The following is a 12,755-nucleotide window of genomic DNA, read 5'->3' as shown; positions in this document are numbered from 1 at the left end:
GCATCAGCCTCCTGCGGCGCGCGACAGCAGCACTTCCAGGACGAAGCGGGAGCCCACGTACGCCAGCAGCAGCAGGCCCGATCCGGCCAGCAGCCAGCGGCTGGCTTGTCGTCCGCGCCAGCCAAACCGCAGCCGCCCCACCATCAATATGGCAAACACCACCCACGACAGCACCGAAAACACCGTTTTGTGGTCCCATCGCCATGGCTGAGCAAACACCGCCCCCAGCGCCAGGGTCAGGCTGAGCATCAGGAACCCCGCGCCAACGAACTTCATGGTCAGGGATTCCAGCTGAAGCAAGGGCATGCCCAGCGCCCCAGGGGCTGGCGGTGGCGGCGTGAGGTGGGCGACCGGCAGCGTCGAGTGACGCTGCCTGAGCTGTCGTTCGGCGCGCCTCAGAAACACCGCGTGCAGCAGTGCAGCACCGATCAGTCCGTAAGCAGCCAGCCCCGTCAGCCAGTGCACGGGCGCCCAGATGGCCGTGACGTCGGGCTGAGTCTGCCCCGGAAAGAGCCAGGCCACCGCCACAGCCAGCATGGCCAGCACCGCCAGCCCACGGCGCACCGAGGGCCAGCCCAGCCGGCGACTCTCCAGGCCATAGACCCCGACCACCACCCACAAGGTCATCGACAAGGCGGGGGCAAAGCCGAAGCGGCTGGAGGCGCCGGGTTCAGGTGGGAAGATGTCCAGCGCCAGGGCGATGCCTTGCGCCAGCCAGGCCACGGTGAGGGCCAGCCACACCCCTCGATCGTCCTGTGGCGCGGGTCGCTCGGGGCGCACCGGCCACAGGGCGGCGACCAGATAAGCCAGGACAGCCAGACCGGCTGGCCAACTGGTGTGTAGGGCGGGCGATAAAATCATGGCTCCAGTTTAAAAGAGCAAGCGCGACCATTTCATGGCATCGAACCTCACCGAACGGCTGAGCCGTCTCGTCAAGACCATGCGGGGGCAGTCCCGCATCACGGAATCCAATGTGCAGGACATGCTCCGTGAGGTCCGCATGGCCTTGCTGGAGGCCGACGTGGCCCTGCCCGTGGTGAAGGATTTCATCGCCCGCGTCAAGGACAAGGCACTGGGGCAGGAGGTGGTGTCCTCGCTGACGCCCGGGCAGGTGCTCGTCAGCATCGTTCAAAAGGAGCTGGCCGCCACCATGGGCGACGGTGTGGCCGACCTGAATCTGGCGGCGCAGCCACCGGCGGTCATCCTCATGGCGGGTTTGCAGGGGGCGGGCAAGACCACCACCACGGCCAAGCTCACACGGCACCTCATCGAGAAACGCAAGAAAAAGGTGCTCACCGTGTCGGCCGACGTGTACCGGCCCGCGGCGATCGAGCAGCTCAAGACCGTCACAGGCCAGGCTGGGGGGGAGTGGTTTCCGTCCAACCCCGAGCAGAAACCTGCCGAGATCGCGGCGGCCGCGCTGGACCACGCCCGCCGACACTACTTTGACGTGCTGCTGGTGGACACGGCCGGCCGCCTGGCCATTGATGAGGCCCTGATGGCCGAGATCAAGGCCTTGCACGCCCAACTGAATCCGGTCGAAACCCTGTTCGTGGTGGATGCCATGCAGGGGCAGGACGCGGTCAACACCGCCAAGGCCTTCAAGGAGGCGCTGCCCCTGACCGGTGTGGTGCTGACCAAGCTGGACGGCGATTCTCGCGGTGGTGCGGCCCTGTCGGTGCGGCAGATCACGGGCGTGCCCATCAAGTTCGCGGGCGTGTCGGAAAAGATCGATGGCCTGGAGGTGTTCGATGCCGATCGCCATGCGGGCCGCGTGCTGGGCATGGGCGACATCGTGGCCCTGGTCGAAGAGGTGCAAAAGGGCGTCGACATGGCCGCCGCCCAGAAGCTGGCCGAGAAGGTCAAGTCGGGGGTGGAGTTCGACTTCAACGACTTCCTCATGCAGCTCGGCCAGATGAAGAAGATGGGCGGCCTGTCCACCCTGATGGACAAGCTGCCGGCCGAGATGGCGGCCAAGGCCGGCCACGCCGACATGGACCGTGCCGAGCGCGACATGCGACGCATGGAGGGCATCATCAACGCCATGACGGCCAAGGAGCGCCGCCAACCCGCCTTGCTCACCGACGGCAAAAGCAAGGCCAGTCGCAAGCGCCGCATCGCGGCGGGCGCCGGGGTGCAAATCCAGGATGTGAACCGCCTGCTCAACCAGTTCGGCCAGATGCAGGACATGATGAAAAAGATGAAGGGCGGCGGCCTCTTCAAGATGATGAAGCGCATGGGCGGCATGAAGGGGCTGCCCGGCATGGGGCGCTGAAAAGCGCTGACCAGCCCTGCTACGCTCCCTCACAATTTTCACCTGCTGCCAGGTCGGTTTCCCCCTTGTTCGCAGGCAGGGCGGATGTTAGGGTCTGAAACTGCGGTCACGGGTCGTCACGCGCACTTCAGTTGCGCCGGCGTGCAGCCGAAATAGTCGGCGAACCCCAAGGTCAAGATGTCCCACGGGACGGTTGGCCTGCAGTGACCACTTCAACGACACCTGGAAGGCTGGACGATGGATTTGATCTCGATGTGGCCGCTGATCCTGGCAGCTGCGCTGGGGTCGGCAGGCTTGATGGGCGCGTGGTGGTTTCAGCGCCAGAAGTCTGGCCGCGATGCGCGCCGTTCGGCCTCGGACGGAGATGCCGGCGGGCGACGCAGTCGGCGCCGGCGTGTGCGTCGCGCCGTTGAGCATGACGAGCAACTCGACACCCTGGCCGCCTGGGAACCCCTGGCCACCCGGGTGCTCAAGTCTGGAGAACGTGAGGCTTATCACGTCTTGCGGCGAGCCTTGCCGGATCACATCATCCTGGCGCAGGTGCCGGTGGCCCGTTTCGTCAAGGTTCCCACCAGGAACTCCTACGCCGAATGGCTGCGGCGGGTGGGCTCTTTGTGCGCCGATCTGGTGGTTTGTGACATGTCGTCGCAGGTGGTGGCCGTGGTCGAGGTGCGCCAAGGGCATGCGGGCACCAAAGAAAGCGCCTTGAAGCGGCAGCAACGCATGGACAAGGTCTTGCACGCCGCCCGCATTCCCGTGCATGTCTGGCTGGAAGGTGCGTTGCCCGGGCCGGCCGTGGCCCGTGAGGCCATCCTGGGCTCTGCTTTGCAGACCTCGGGGCGCTCGGGCTACCAGGATGCCAGCCTGGCCCGACGCGATGCGGAGGCGGCTGCCGTGGTGGCGTCGATGCAGTCTGGATTGTCGTCGGCCCGTGCGCCGGAGCCGCCAGCGCATCAGGCGCTGGATTTTGACATCCACGCCTGGACGCAGTCAGAGGATGACGGGCACGCGCAGATGGACGCTGACGAGGCGGGTGCGCAAGAGGGCGAACGCAAGGAGCCCCCACCGTCGACCTGGTTTGATGACCTTGACACCGACCCTGCCACCGGCCTGACGCCGGACGATGACGCGCCGCGGTCCTCGCGTCCATCGGGCATGGCCCTCATCGAGGATCGGCCCAACAAGCCGCGGCTGGTGAGTGTGGCGCCTCAGGCCAGGAGGGCTTGAGCAAATTCGCGGGCGCTGAACGTCTGCAGATCTTCCAGCTTTTCTCCGACCCCGATGAAGTACACGGGCACGGGCGCCTGCCGCGTCTGCGACCACAGCGCAATCGCCGCCAGCACCCCGCCTTTGGCCGTGCCATCCAGTTTGGTCACGATGAGTCCGGTCAGCCCCAGCGCTTCGTCGAAGGCCTTCACCTGAGACAAGGCATTCTGTCCGGTGTTGCCGTCGACGACCAGCAGCACCTCGTGCGGTGCGCCCTCCATGGCCTTGCCGATCACGCGCTTGATCTTGCGTAGCTCGTCCATCAGGTGGAGTTGGGTGGCCAGTCGGCCCGCCGTGTCGGCGATGACGACATCACAGTGCCGGGCCAGGCCAGCCTGCACGGCATCGAAGGTCACTGCCGCCGGGTCTCCGCCCTCCTGACTGACGATTTCCACCTCGTTGCGGTTGGCCCAGACCGACAATTGCTCTCTGGCGGCCGCACGAAAGGTGTCGGCGGCGGCCAGCAGCACTTTTTGCCGTGCATCGGCCAGATGACGGGTCAGCTTGCCAATGGTCGTGGTCTTGCCCGCGCCATTGACACCGGCCACCATCATCACGGTGGGCGTGTGTTCACCCACCGACAGCGGCTTTTCCAGGGGCTCAAGCAGGTCTGTGATGGCCTCGATCAGCAGCGCTTTGACCTGTTCGGGGGCCGTGGCCTTGGTCTCTTTCACGCGGCGTTTCAGGTCCTTCAGCAGGTGTTCTGTGGCGGCCACGCCAGCGTCGGCCATCAGCAAGGCGGCCTCCAGCTCTTCGTAAAGGGCGTCGTCGATCTGCGTGCCCGTGAACACCTGTGCGATGCTGCTGCCGGTCTTGCGCAGGCCCTGACGCAGCTTGTCCAGCCACGAGCGACGTTCGATCGGGGCCGTTGCCTGGGGGGGCGAGCTTGCCAAAGGCTGTGCCGCGGCCGGTGGCATGGCGGCGGGTGCCATCACCTTGGGCGCTTCGGGCATTTGTGGCGCTTGGGGCGCCTCTGGCACCGCCTTGGCCGCTGGTGTCTCCGGGGGGCTGGCGTCCTCGGAGGCACCCCAGCCCAGCTTTTTCTTGATGAAACTGAACATGATGTCGAGATTGTAGGCGCGCGGCTTTTTACAATCGCAGCTTCACATGAGTCGCCGCACCCCACCGTCTTCCGCACCACAGCAAGTCCGCATCATGGGCGGGCAGTGGAAACGCACGCCATTGAACGTGCCCTTGATCGATGGATTGCGGCCCACCTCAGGCCGCGTACGCGAAACACTGTTCAACTGGCTGGGGCAAGACCTGTCCGGCTGGCGGGTGCTGGATGCCTTTGCCGGCAGCGGCGCCCTGGGCCTGGAGGCCGCGTCTCGCGGCGCAGGGTCGGTGGTGCTGCTGGAGCAGCACCCCGTGCTGGCCAAGGCCTTGCGCGACGTGGTGCAGCGGCTCAAGGCCCCGCAGGTGGCGGTGCATCAGACCGACGCGCTGACCTGGATGGCCCAGGCCGGGGCCCGCGCAGCCTTTGACCTGGTCTGCCTGGATCCGCCTTTCGCGCAGCAGTGGTTCGATCGCGCACTGGCCTTGGCCATCGACTGTGTGCCCCCGGGGGGGTGGATCTACCTGGAGTCGCCCACGCCCATGCAGGCCCCCGAGCCCTTGACCCTGCGTCGCCAGGGTCAGGCAGGGCAGGTGGCTTTTCACCTTTTTCAGCGCAAGGACGCCACAGATTCGGGCACCCCGGCCTGAGCCGTGGTCGCTACACTGCTGAGCAGGCGCCTGGCAGGTGCCTCATTTCTTCGAAGAATTCTGGAGACTTCATGTCCGATTCGCCTTCCCTCACTGCGGTGTATCCCGGTACGTTTGACCCCATGACCTTGGGTCATGCCGACTTGATGCGCCGTGCCAGCCAGCTCTGGGATCGGCTGATCCTGGCGGTGGCGGCAGGGCACCACAAGAAGACGATGTTTTCGCTGGAAGAGCGGCTCGACATGGCCCGCGAACTGGCCCGTGACTACCCGAATGTCGAGGTGATCGCGTTTTCGGGTTTGCTGCGCGACTTCGTGGTGGCCCACGGTGGCAAGGTGGTGGTGCGCGGACTGAGGGCGGTCAGTGACTTCGAGTACGAGTTTCAGATGGCGGGCATGAACCGCCAGCTCATGCCGGACGTCGAAACCGTGTTCCTGACGCCGTCGGACCAGTATCAGTTTGTCTCTGGCACCTTTGTGCGCGAAATTGCCATGCTGGGCGGTGATGTGTCCAAGTTCGTGGCGCCCAGCGTGCTTGACCGTTTGAGCGCGCGCGTCGCTCGACGCGTCAACTGACCCCAGGAGTGTCCACCATGGCACTGAAGATCACGGCCGAATGCATCAACTGTGATGTGTGTGAGCCCGAGTGCCCCAACCAGGCCATCTCGATGGGCGACGAGCACTACATCATCGACCCCGACAAGTGCACCGAGTGCGTGGGCCATTTCGATGAGCCGCAGTGTGTGCAGGTGTGCCCGGTGGAGTGCATACCGGTGAACCCGGATCGCGTCGAGACCCCTGAGCAGTTGCTGCAGAAGTACCGACGCCTGCAAGGAAGACGGTGAGCCTGGCGTGGCGCGCAGGCCGGCTCAAGGCGTGACGCGTGCGGTGTTTTTGGGCTGCACGGCCCTGAAGGTGCGCTCCGCCTGATCGGTGTCCTTGGTCAGGTGTTTGCGTCGGCGGGGTGGCTTGTCGCGGGCCTCGGGCTGTCCCACAGACACCTGCCGCACGGGCCCGTCGATGGCGGTCGGGTGCTCCTTGCGTCGCGCGCGCGCCTCCTGGCGCATGCGGCGGTCAAACTGTTTGGCCACCTTTTGGGCCTGTGCGTGGTCGCGCCGGGCCTGCGCGGCCTGTTGGGGCGAGCGCGGGTCGTCCACCTTGATGGGTTGGCCCCGGGCCTCACAAGGCCATTGGCTGTAGGTGGGCGCCTGTCCTGGCAGTGCTGCGCAACGATAGACCGCCCAGGCTGGTGTGTTGATGATCAAACCTGCCAGCAGCATGGGCATCATCTTGGTCAGTGCGTTGCAGCAGGGCATGGCAGGCGTGGCCTCTCAACTTGGGGTGGGACGTGGGGGTTTGGGGCGCTGGGGCTGGGCATGCACCTTGTGGATGGCGCCCGGCAGGTCGCCCGACAGAAAACAGGCGGTGGCGTCCAGCGACTGCTGGATGCATTTCTCGATGGCTTCGCGTTCGGCCGCTGGAGGCTTGCGCAACACATAGGCCGCCACCTCCGACTTGATGCCTGGGTGCCCGATGCCCAGGCGCAGACGCCAGTAGCCCGGATCACCCAGTTGCGCATGGATGTCACGCAGCCCGTTGTGTCCGGCATGGCCACCACCCTGTTTGAGTTTGACTTGCCCAGGCAGCAGATCGAGCTCGTCATGGGCCACCAGCACTTCGGCAGGCGCCACCTTGAAAAAACGGGCCAGGGCCGCCACCGACTTGCCCGAGAGGTTCATGAACGTCTGCGGCTGCAGCAGCCACACCGGACCTTCGGGCGTGTTCGCGCGCGCCACCAGACCGTGATAGTTGCGGTCGGGCTGCAGGCTGACGCCAAGCTGACGGGCCAGGGCATCGATGTACCAGAAGCCGGCGTTATGGCGGGTGTCTTCGTACTGGGGGCCTGGGTTGCCCAGACCAACGAACAGGCGAATCATGATGGATGACAGTGAAGCAGGGACGATTGCACACGACAAGCGCCCAAAACAAAAGCCCCGCCAAAGCGGGGCTTGACGCAGGCCTGTCTGCACAGGCCTGAACGCAGGGGCTGAAGATTACTTCTTGCCCTTCTTGCCCTTGGCGGGTTCGGCCGTGGTGGTGGCCGCCACAATGACTTCCTCGACCGGCTCGACCACCGTGGCGATGGTGGGGTTCTTGCGACCGTGGGTCAACACCTTGATGTGCTTGTCCAGCTTGAGGTCTTCCACGTGGATGGTCTGACCCTTGACGGCGGTCGACAGGTCCACGGTCAGGAACTCGGGCAGCTGCTCGGCCAGGCACTCGATTTCCAGCTCGGTCACCACGTGGTTGATGATGCACTTGTCGATCTTGACGGCTTGCGATTCAGCCTCGTTGACGAAGTGCAGGGGCACCTTCTTGCGGATGCGGGTGGTGGCGTCGATGCGCTGGAAGTCCACGTGCAGCACCAGGGGCTTGAAGGGGTGCTTCTGGAAGTCGCGCAGCAGAACCTTCTCGACCTGGCCGTTGATTTCCATGTCCAGGATGGACGAATGGAAAGACTCTTTGCGCATGGCGTGGTAGAGGGCGTTGTGGTCCAGCTCGATGTTCTGGGGGGCCTTGCCGGCGCCGTAGACGATGCCGGGGGTCTTGCCAGCGCCACGCAGGCGGCGGCTCGCTCCGGTCCCCTGCAGTGAACGCTCGAATGCGGTGAATTTCATGGATGACTCCAAGTTGATGTGAAGCGCCCGCGACCAGGCGCTGAGAAAAAGGCCGCGCTGTGGTCAGCGCAGCCCGGGAAACCGATCAGAAGTTGTTGTTCTGCTCGGCAAACAGGGACGTGACCGATTCGCCATCGGTGATGCGGCGGATGGTCTCGGCAAACAGGAAGGCGGTGCTGAGCTGGCGGATCTTGGGCGTGCCCTTGGCCGACTCGTTCAGCGGGATGGTGTTGGTGATCACGACTTCGTCCAGGTGCGAGGCCTTGATGCGCTCGATGGCCGGGCCAGAGAAGACAGCGTGTGTGCAGTAGGCGTACACGCTCTTGGCACCACGCTCTTTGAGCACTTCGGCGGCCTTCACCAGGGTGCCGGCGGTGTCGATCATGTCGTCCATGATCACGCAGTTGCGGTTTTCGATCTCGCCAATCACGTGCATCACTTCAGACACGTTGGCCTTGGGGCGACGCTTGTCGATGATGGCCAGATCGCAGCCCAGTTGCTTGGCCAGGGCGCGTGCGCGCACCACACCGCCCACGTCGGGCGAAACCACCACCAGGTCTTCGTAATTCTTGGCTTGCAGGTCGGACAGCAGCACGGGCGACGCATAGATGTTGTCGACCGGGATGTCAAAAAAGCCCTGGATCTGGTCGGCGTGCAGGTCCATTGTCAGCACGCGGTTGACCCCCACGGCTTCGAGCATGTTGGCCACGACGCGGGCCGAAATCGGCACCCGCGTGGAGCGCGGGCGGCGGTCTTGGCGGGCGTAGCCGAAGTAGGGAATGACGGCCGTGATGCGTTGTGCCGACGCGCGCTTGAGGGCGTCGACCATGATCAGCAATTCCATCAGGTTGTCGTTCGTGGGGGCGCAGGTGGACTGCACCACGAACACCTCGCGCCCACGCACGTTCTGCTGGATCTCTACCGTGGTTTCACCATCGGAGAAGCGACCCACGGCCGCCTGGCCCAGACCAAGTCCAAGGATGGAAGCAATTTCCTGGGCAAGGGCCGGATTGGCGTTGCCAGTGAACAGTACGGTGTCGGAGAGCATGGGCGGGCTGCTGGACGTTGAACAATGACGTCTGCCCTTCACCTCGCCCGCGGTAGACGCCAACCGTCGGTTGGTTTGAATCAGCCTTCGAGGAAGGTGGCGGGCAGGTGCGCCTGAAACAGGCGATGAAGACTTCTGCAAAAACTTTGGCAGGGGAGGAAGGACTCGAACCCTCGCATGTCGGAATCAAAATCCGATGCCTTAACCAACTTGGCGACTCCCCTACACAGGACACAGTCTGCAAATTGCCGACTGCAACCTAGTAGCTGCACTCTTGATCAGAGCCTCACATTATAGCCGGGTTTTTGATGCTTTTGCAAGCTGTTGCTCGGAACCATCAGGGCGTCTGATCAGGCTGTTTCAGCCCGACAGTCGCGCATGAAGTGGATGCCGATCCAGCGTGCGACACACTCGACCCAGCCACTGCGATCCAGGCAAACCATCCAGGGTCACTGAGCCGACGGGACTGGATGGCGTGACGAGATTTGGTGGGGCTACCCACGCAAACACCGCGCTGCCTGAACCTGTCATCCGGCTGTTGCCGTAGCGGTTGTGCAAGATCGCGAGAGCTTCGGTTAATTGCCCCGCCTGCTCAGGGTGTTCGCCAGGCACGTAGGCTTCGGCGGCCCCTTGCAGATCGTTGCGCCCAAAGCTCTGAGGCGCTGCAAGAAAGTCCGCGACTATAGCATGAGGCGTGTCGCGTTTCAGGTGCGGTGAGCCAAAAATGGCGGGGGTGGGCACGCTCACGGGCGGCTTGAGGATGGCCACAGCGCTTGAATACACCTGCGCCAGGGCCGGGTGAGCCGGGAGCGGGCTGATGATGTCGCCAATACCCGACACCCAGGCGGTCTGGCCATGGATGAAAAACGGCACGTCGGCCCCCAGCCTCAAGCCCAGGCCGGCCAGGCGGGTGGTGGGCCAGTGCAGTTGCCAGAGGTGATTGAGTGCCATGAGCACGGTGGCAGCGTCCGAACTGCCTCCACCCAGTCCTGCGCCAGAGGGCAAAGATTTGTCCAGGTGGATGTCGCATCCCAGCGATGTTCCGGCTTCTTGCTGAAGCAGGCGTGCCGCCCGAACGCACAGATCGTCGGGCGGTAGCTGGGGCGCGGGGGCAGTCAACGACGTCGACCGCAGGTCATGCCGTTGAATCTGACCGTCGCTGCGGGTTTCGATGTGCAGTGTGTCGTGCCAGTCGGTCAGGGCAAAGACCGACTCCAGCAGGTGGTAGCCATCGGCCCGCCGTCCCACCACGTGCAGGAAGAGGTTGATCTTGGCGGGGGCGGGCAGGTCCAGCAGTGCAGGCATGGTGGGTGACAGTCAAACTGCAGGGGGCTCAGTGCAGCAGGCGCGCCCGCAGGGTGATGCCTCGCTGCTCGACGCTGGCAGGGCGGCGCGCCACGATCAGGTCTCGTGCCTGGCCACTGAGATCGATGTGCCAGCCCAGCTGTTCGAAGCCTTCGGCCTGGGGGCTGGGGGTCGAGGGGGTGGCCGGGTCGGCCTGGCCGTCCAGCCAGTACGGCAGCACGGCCAGCGGAAGCACTTCGCCCAGCAAGGCCGCACTGAGTTCTTCCAGGCTGGGGTATTGCTGCTCGCCTTCGCTGTCGCGCAGCACGGCTTGTTGGGCATCCCAGCGAATCTCGGCCATCTGGGTGCCCAGCGGGGTCATGAGCGACAGTTGACCGGCTTCGCCTTGCAACTGAAGGTGAAAGGCCAGGCTGAGCCCTTCAGGCTCACGCCCTTCATGGGCATCGAGCTTGATGCTCATGCGCCCCTCCCACTCACGCAAGGGCACTGCCACGGGTGAGGCCGCAGGCGCTGGCTCGGCCACAGTGGCTGGCGGCGCTGGAGGGACGTGCTGACAGGCGCTGAAAAGGGCCGCGCTGCTGATGGTGACGAGGCTGTGCGCGGCCCAGCGCGCGCGCGCCGATCGACAGTGGGCTGCCATGTCAGAAGCTCACGCCGAAACGTTTGAGCGTGTCTTGCAGCACGGTGTTGTCGCTGTCGCGCTGCCAGGCGTCTCGCCAGATCTGGCGTGCGCGGGTTTGCTCGTTCAACTGCCAGAGCACCTCACCCAGGTGCGCGCCAATTTCGGCGTCCTGACGGCTGTCCCAGGCCTGCTGCAGCAGTTTCCGGGCTTCGGGCACGTTGCCTTCGCGGAACGCCAGCCAGCCCAGGCTGTCCGTGATGAAGGGGTCACCGGGCTTGAGGCTGATGGCCTTGTCCAGCAACTGTCGGGCTTCATCCAGCCGCACGCCGCGATCAGCCAGGCTGTAGCCCAGGGCATTGAGCGCATTGGCGTTGTCGGGGTCGATCTCGATCAGCCGCTTGAGCAAGCGTTCCATGTCGTCGTGATCGCCAAGCTTGTCGGCCATCATGGCCTGGTCATAGAGCAGCTCGCTCACCTCGGGGAAGCGCTCGACGCCTTCGCCCAGCACCCGATGGGCCTCGCGCCATTGCCGTGCGTCGCGCAGCAGGCCGGCTTCGGCCTGAACCTTGGCCACACCGTCGCGGGGCTCGTCTTCTGGCAGTGCGCGGATCAGTGCCCTTGCGCTGGCCAGTTGGCCCTGACTGGCCATGAGGCGCGCCCGCTGTGCCTGCACGCTCATCTTCTTGCCTGTGGGGTCGGCGCGTTGCAGCCAGTTCAGGGCCTGCCCGAACTGCTTGCGCTGCTCGGCAATCTGGGCCTGCATCAGGGCGGCTTGCTCCAGCTCGGGGCTGAGCGCCTCGGAGGCCTCCTGGCGCGCCTTGGGGATCAGTTGTGCCAGCGGGCGGAGGGTGGCTTCGGCCTCGTCCAGTTTTTTGCGTTCAAGCTGGACGGCCGCCAGCAGGATGCGTGTGCCTTGTGCTTGAGGCTGCAACTGAATCAATTGCTTGAGTTCGCCCTCGGCGGTTTCGAATTGACCACGTGCCGCCAGCTTGCGGGCGTACGCCAGCCTCACCAGGGGAGGGGCGTCACTGCGCAGCAGCTGCGCATCCACCAGTGCCTGGGCATCCGGGTTCTGATCGGTGAGCTCGACGGCCTGGAGGCCGGCCATGATGTTGACGGGGTCCAGTGTCAGCGCGCGTTTCAACGCCGCAAGCGCCTTGTCGGGCTGGCGTGCCTGTGCCCATCCTTCGCCACTGGCCACCCAGGCCTCGACCTTCTCCTTGTCACCTTCGCGCCACGGCGCAGTAACCTGATCGATGAGCGTGGCCGCGGCCTGTCGGTCTTTGATGCGCTGCAAGCTGCGTGGCAGCGAGCCCAGCACCTGGGCCTGCTGGTCGGCAGGCGTGAGCGTGATCAGGTCAGACAGGGGCGGCGCCAGTTGATCCACCCGGTTGAACACCAGCAGCAACTGGGACACGAACTGAGCGGCCTCCAGCGAGCGGGGGTTGGCGTCGCGCCAGGCCTGTGCGGCGCTCAGGGCCTGCTCGCCCGCGCGGGCTTGCAGTGCGATGTCCACCGCCCTGCGAAACAGCTGATCGTCACCCCGTCGGCGAGCGGTCTCCAGGTAAATCTGGTAGCCCACCCCCGGTTGGCCCTGGCGCACCTGCATCTCTGCCACCAGCGACTGGTAGAAGAGTTGTGCGTCCATCTCGGAATTGCGCACCCCTGGTTTGGCATCGCCTGGCAGCTCGATGGTGTTGGCCGATGGCGTGGCGGGGACAGGCTCCACCGCTGGTGCCGGAGGTCGCGCCACCGCCGTGCTGGACAAGGCCGCCATCACCAGGCTTGCGCAAAGCCCCGACAGGCCCATGACCATGGGGCGATGCAGGGCGGGGGGCAAAGACAAACGACGCATGAG

General features: G+C 65.0%; 14 protein-coding genes and 1 tRNA gene. 5 read left to right on the top strand and 10 right to left on the bottom strand.

What is annotated here, in order from left to right; all coding sequences use genetic code 11:
* Positions 1-3 precede the first annotated feature (3 nt).
* Positions 4-861: a cytochrome C assembly family protein gene (locus WNB94_RS02720; protein WP_341388222.1), complete on the bottom strand. Its 858-nt coding sequence runs from the start codon at positions 859-861 to the stop codon at positions 4-6.
* A 34-nt stretch (positions 862-895) separates the two neighbouring features.
* Here WNB94_RS02720 and ffh point away from each other — a divergent pair, with 34 nt between their 5' ends.
* Complete coding sequence (ffh, locus tag WNB94_RS02715; RefSeq protein ID WP_341388221.1) at positions 896-2,275, top strand: signal recognition particle protein; 1,380 nt, start codon at positions 896-898, stop codon at positions 2,273-2,275.
* Between the two features lie 237 nt (positions 2,276-2,512).
* Positions 2,513-3,502, top strand: coding sequence for a DUF2726 domain-containing protein (locus WNB94_RS02710; RefSeq protein WP_341388220.1), 990 nt, complete (start codon positions 2,513-2,515; stop codon positions 3,500-3,502).
* Here WNB94_RS02710 and ftsY read toward each other — a convergent pair.
* Entirely contained in the window at positions 3,484-4,602 is a 1,119-nt protein-coding gene (gene ftsY / locus WNB94_RS02705) for a signal recognition particle-docking protein FtsY (protein WP_341388218.1), read from the bottom strand. The two genes, WNB94_RS02710 and ftsY, sit on opposite strands and share 19 nt — an antisense overlap.
* A 46-nt stretch (positions 4,603-4,648) precedes the next feature.
* Here ftsY and rsmD point away from each other — a divergent pair, with 46 nt between their 5' ends.
* The 3 genes from rsmD to WNB94_RS02690 all read left to right on the top strand — a co-directional run bounded on the left by rsmD (position 4,649) and on the right by WNB94_RS02690 (position 6,089).
* Positions 4,649-5,245 carry a 16S rRNA (guanine(966)-N(2))-methyltransferase RsmD gene (gene rsmD, locus WNB94_RS02700; RefSeq protein ID WP_341388216.1) on the top strand — a complete coding sequence of 199 codons (597 nt, stop codon included), beginning with the start codon at positions 4,649-4,651 and terminating at the stop codon, positions 5,243-5,245.
* A gap of 71 nt (positions 5,246-5,316) precedes the next feature.
* On the top strand, positions 5,317-5,820 hold the full coding sequence (coaD, locus tag WNB94_RS02695; protein WP_341388214.1) for a pantetheine-phosphate adenylyltransferase: 504 nt from the start codon (positions 5,317-5,319) through the stop codon (positions 5,818-5,820).
* 17 nt (positions 5,821-5,837) lie between these two features.
* A complete protein-coding gene (locus WNB94_RS02690) occupies positions 5,838-6,089 on the top strand; it encodes a YfhL family 4Fe-4S dicluster ferredoxin (RefSeq protein WP_341388213.1) in 252 nt (83 codons plus the stop codon).
* Between the two features lie 24 nt (positions 6,090-6,113).
* Here WNB94_RS02690 and WNB94_RS02685 read toward each other — a convergent pair whose 3' ends face one another.
* The 8 genes from WNB94_RS02685 to WNB94_RS02650 form a co-directional block, all read right to left on the bottom strand.
* Entirely contained in the window at positions 6,114-6,560 is a 447-nt protein-coding gene (locus WNB94_RS02685) for a hypothetical protein (RefSeq protein ID WP_341388212.1), read from the bottom strand.
* Positions 6,561-6,575: 15 nt separating this feature from the next.
* Positions 6,576-7,181 carry an aminoacyl-tRNA hydrolase gene (pth, locus tag WNB94_RS02680; protein WP_341388211.1) on the bottom strand — a complete coding sequence of 202 codons (606 nt, stop codon included), beginning with the start codon at positions 7,179-7,181 and terminating at the stop codon, positions 6,576-6,578.
* Between the two features lie 117 nt (positions 7,182-7,298).
* A complete protein-coding gene (locus WNB94_RS02675; protein WP_341388210.1) occupies positions 7,299-7,922 on the bottom strand; it encodes a 50S ribosomal protein L25/general stress protein Ctc in 624 nt (207 codons plus the stop codon).
* Positions 7,923-8,007: 85 nt separating this feature from the next.
* Positions 8,008-8,970, bottom strand: coding sequence for a ribose-phosphate pyrophosphokinase (locus WNB94_RS02670; protein ID WP_341388209.1), 963 nt, complete (start codon positions 8,968-8,970; stop codon positions 8,008-8,010).
* 147 nt (positions 8,971-9,117) lie between these two features.
* A tRNA-Gln gene (locus WNB94_RS02665) sits at positions 9,118-9,194 on the bottom strand.
* Positions 9,195-9,330: 136 nt separating this feature from the next.
* Positions 9,331-10,275 (bottom strand): 4-(cytidine 5'-diphospho)-2-C-methyl-D-erythritol kinase, encoded by a 945-nt coding sequence (ispE, locus tag WNB94_RS02660; protein ID WP_341388208.1) that lies wholly within the window; start codon positions 10,273-10,275, stop codon positions 9,331-9,333.
* A gap of 28 nt (positions 10,276-10,303) precedes the next feature.
* A complete protein-coding gene (locus WNB94_RS02655; protein ID WP_341388207.1) occupies positions 10,304-10,735 on the bottom strand; it encodes a lipoprotein insertase outer membrane protein LolB in 432 nt (143 codons plus the stop codon).
* A 181-nt stretch (positions 10,736-10,916) separates the two neighbouring features.
* On the bottom strand, positions 10,917-12,752 hold the full coding sequence (locus WNB94_RS02650) for a tetratricopeptide repeat protein (protein ID WP_341388206.1): 1,836 nt from the start codon (positions 12,750-12,752) through the stop codon (positions 10,917-10,919).
* Positions 12,753-12,755: the final 3 nt, after the last annotated feature.

This window comes from Aquabacterium sp. A3, assembly GCF_038069945.1.
Taxonomy (GTDB): domain Bacteria; phylum Pseudomonadota; class Gammaproteobacteria; order Burkholderiales; family Burkholderiaceae_C; genus Aquabacterium.
The sequence above is the reverse complement of the archived record's forward strand: the minus strand, read 5'-3'. Positions and strand labels throughout refer to the sequence as shown.

Bases quoted from the DNA above. Each gene is read 5' to 3' on its own strand.
- WNB94_RS02720 (WP_341388222.1), bottom strand. From the start codon at position 861: ATGATTTTATCGCCCGCCCTACACACCAGTTGGCCAGCCGGTCTGGCT.
- ffh (WP_341388221.1), top strand. From the start codon at position 896: ATGGCATCGAACCTCACCGAACGGCTGAGCCGTCTCGTCAAGACCATG.
- WNB94_RS02710 (WP_341388220.1), top strand. From the start codon at position 2,513: ATGGATTTGATCTCGATGTGGCCGCTGATCCTGGCAGCTGCGCTGGGG.
- ftsY (WP_341388218.1), bottom strand. From the start codon at position 4,602: ATGTTCAGTTTCATCAAGAAAAAGCTGGGCTGGGGTGCCTCCGAGGAC.
- rsmD (WP_341388216.1), top strand. From the start codon at position 4,649: ATGAGTCGCCGCACCCCACCGTCTTCCGCACCACAGCAAGTCCGCATC.
- coaD (WP_341388214.1), top strand. From the start codon at position 5,317: ATGTCCGATTCGCCTTCCCTCACTGCGGTGTATCCCGGTACGTTTGAC.
- WNB94_RS02690 (WP_341388213.1), top strand. From the start codon at position 5,838: ATGGCACTGAAGATCACGGCCGAATGCATCAACTGTGATGTGTGTGAG.
- WNB94_RS02685 (WP_341388212.1), bottom strand. From the start codon at position 6,560: ATGCCCTGCTGCAACGCACTGACCAAGATGATGCCCATGCTGCTGGCA.
- pth (WP_341388211.1), bottom strand. From the start codon at position 7,181: ATGATTCGCCTGTTCGTTGGTCTGGGCAACCCAGGCCCCCAGTACGAA.
- WNB94_RS02675 (WP_341388210.1), bottom strand. From the start codon at position 7,922: ATGAAATTCACCGCATTCGAGCGTTCACTGCAGGGGACCGGAGCGAGC.
- WNB94_RS02670 (WP_341388209.1), bottom strand. From the start codon at position 8,970: ATGCTCTCCGACACCGTACTGTTCACTGGCAACGCCAATCCGGCCCTT.
- ispE (WP_341388208.1), bottom strand. From the start codon at position 10,275: ATGCCTGCACTGCTGGACCTGCCCGCCCCCGCCAAGATCAACCTCTTC.
- WNB94_RS02655 (WP_341388207.1), bottom strand. From the start codon at position 10,735: ATGAGCATCAAGCTCGATGCCCATGAAGGGCGTGAGCCTGAAGGGCTC.
- WNB94_RS02650 (WP_341388206.1), bottom strand. From the start codon at position 12,752: ATGCGTCGTTTGTCTTTGCCCCCCGCCCTGCATCGCCCCATGGTCATG.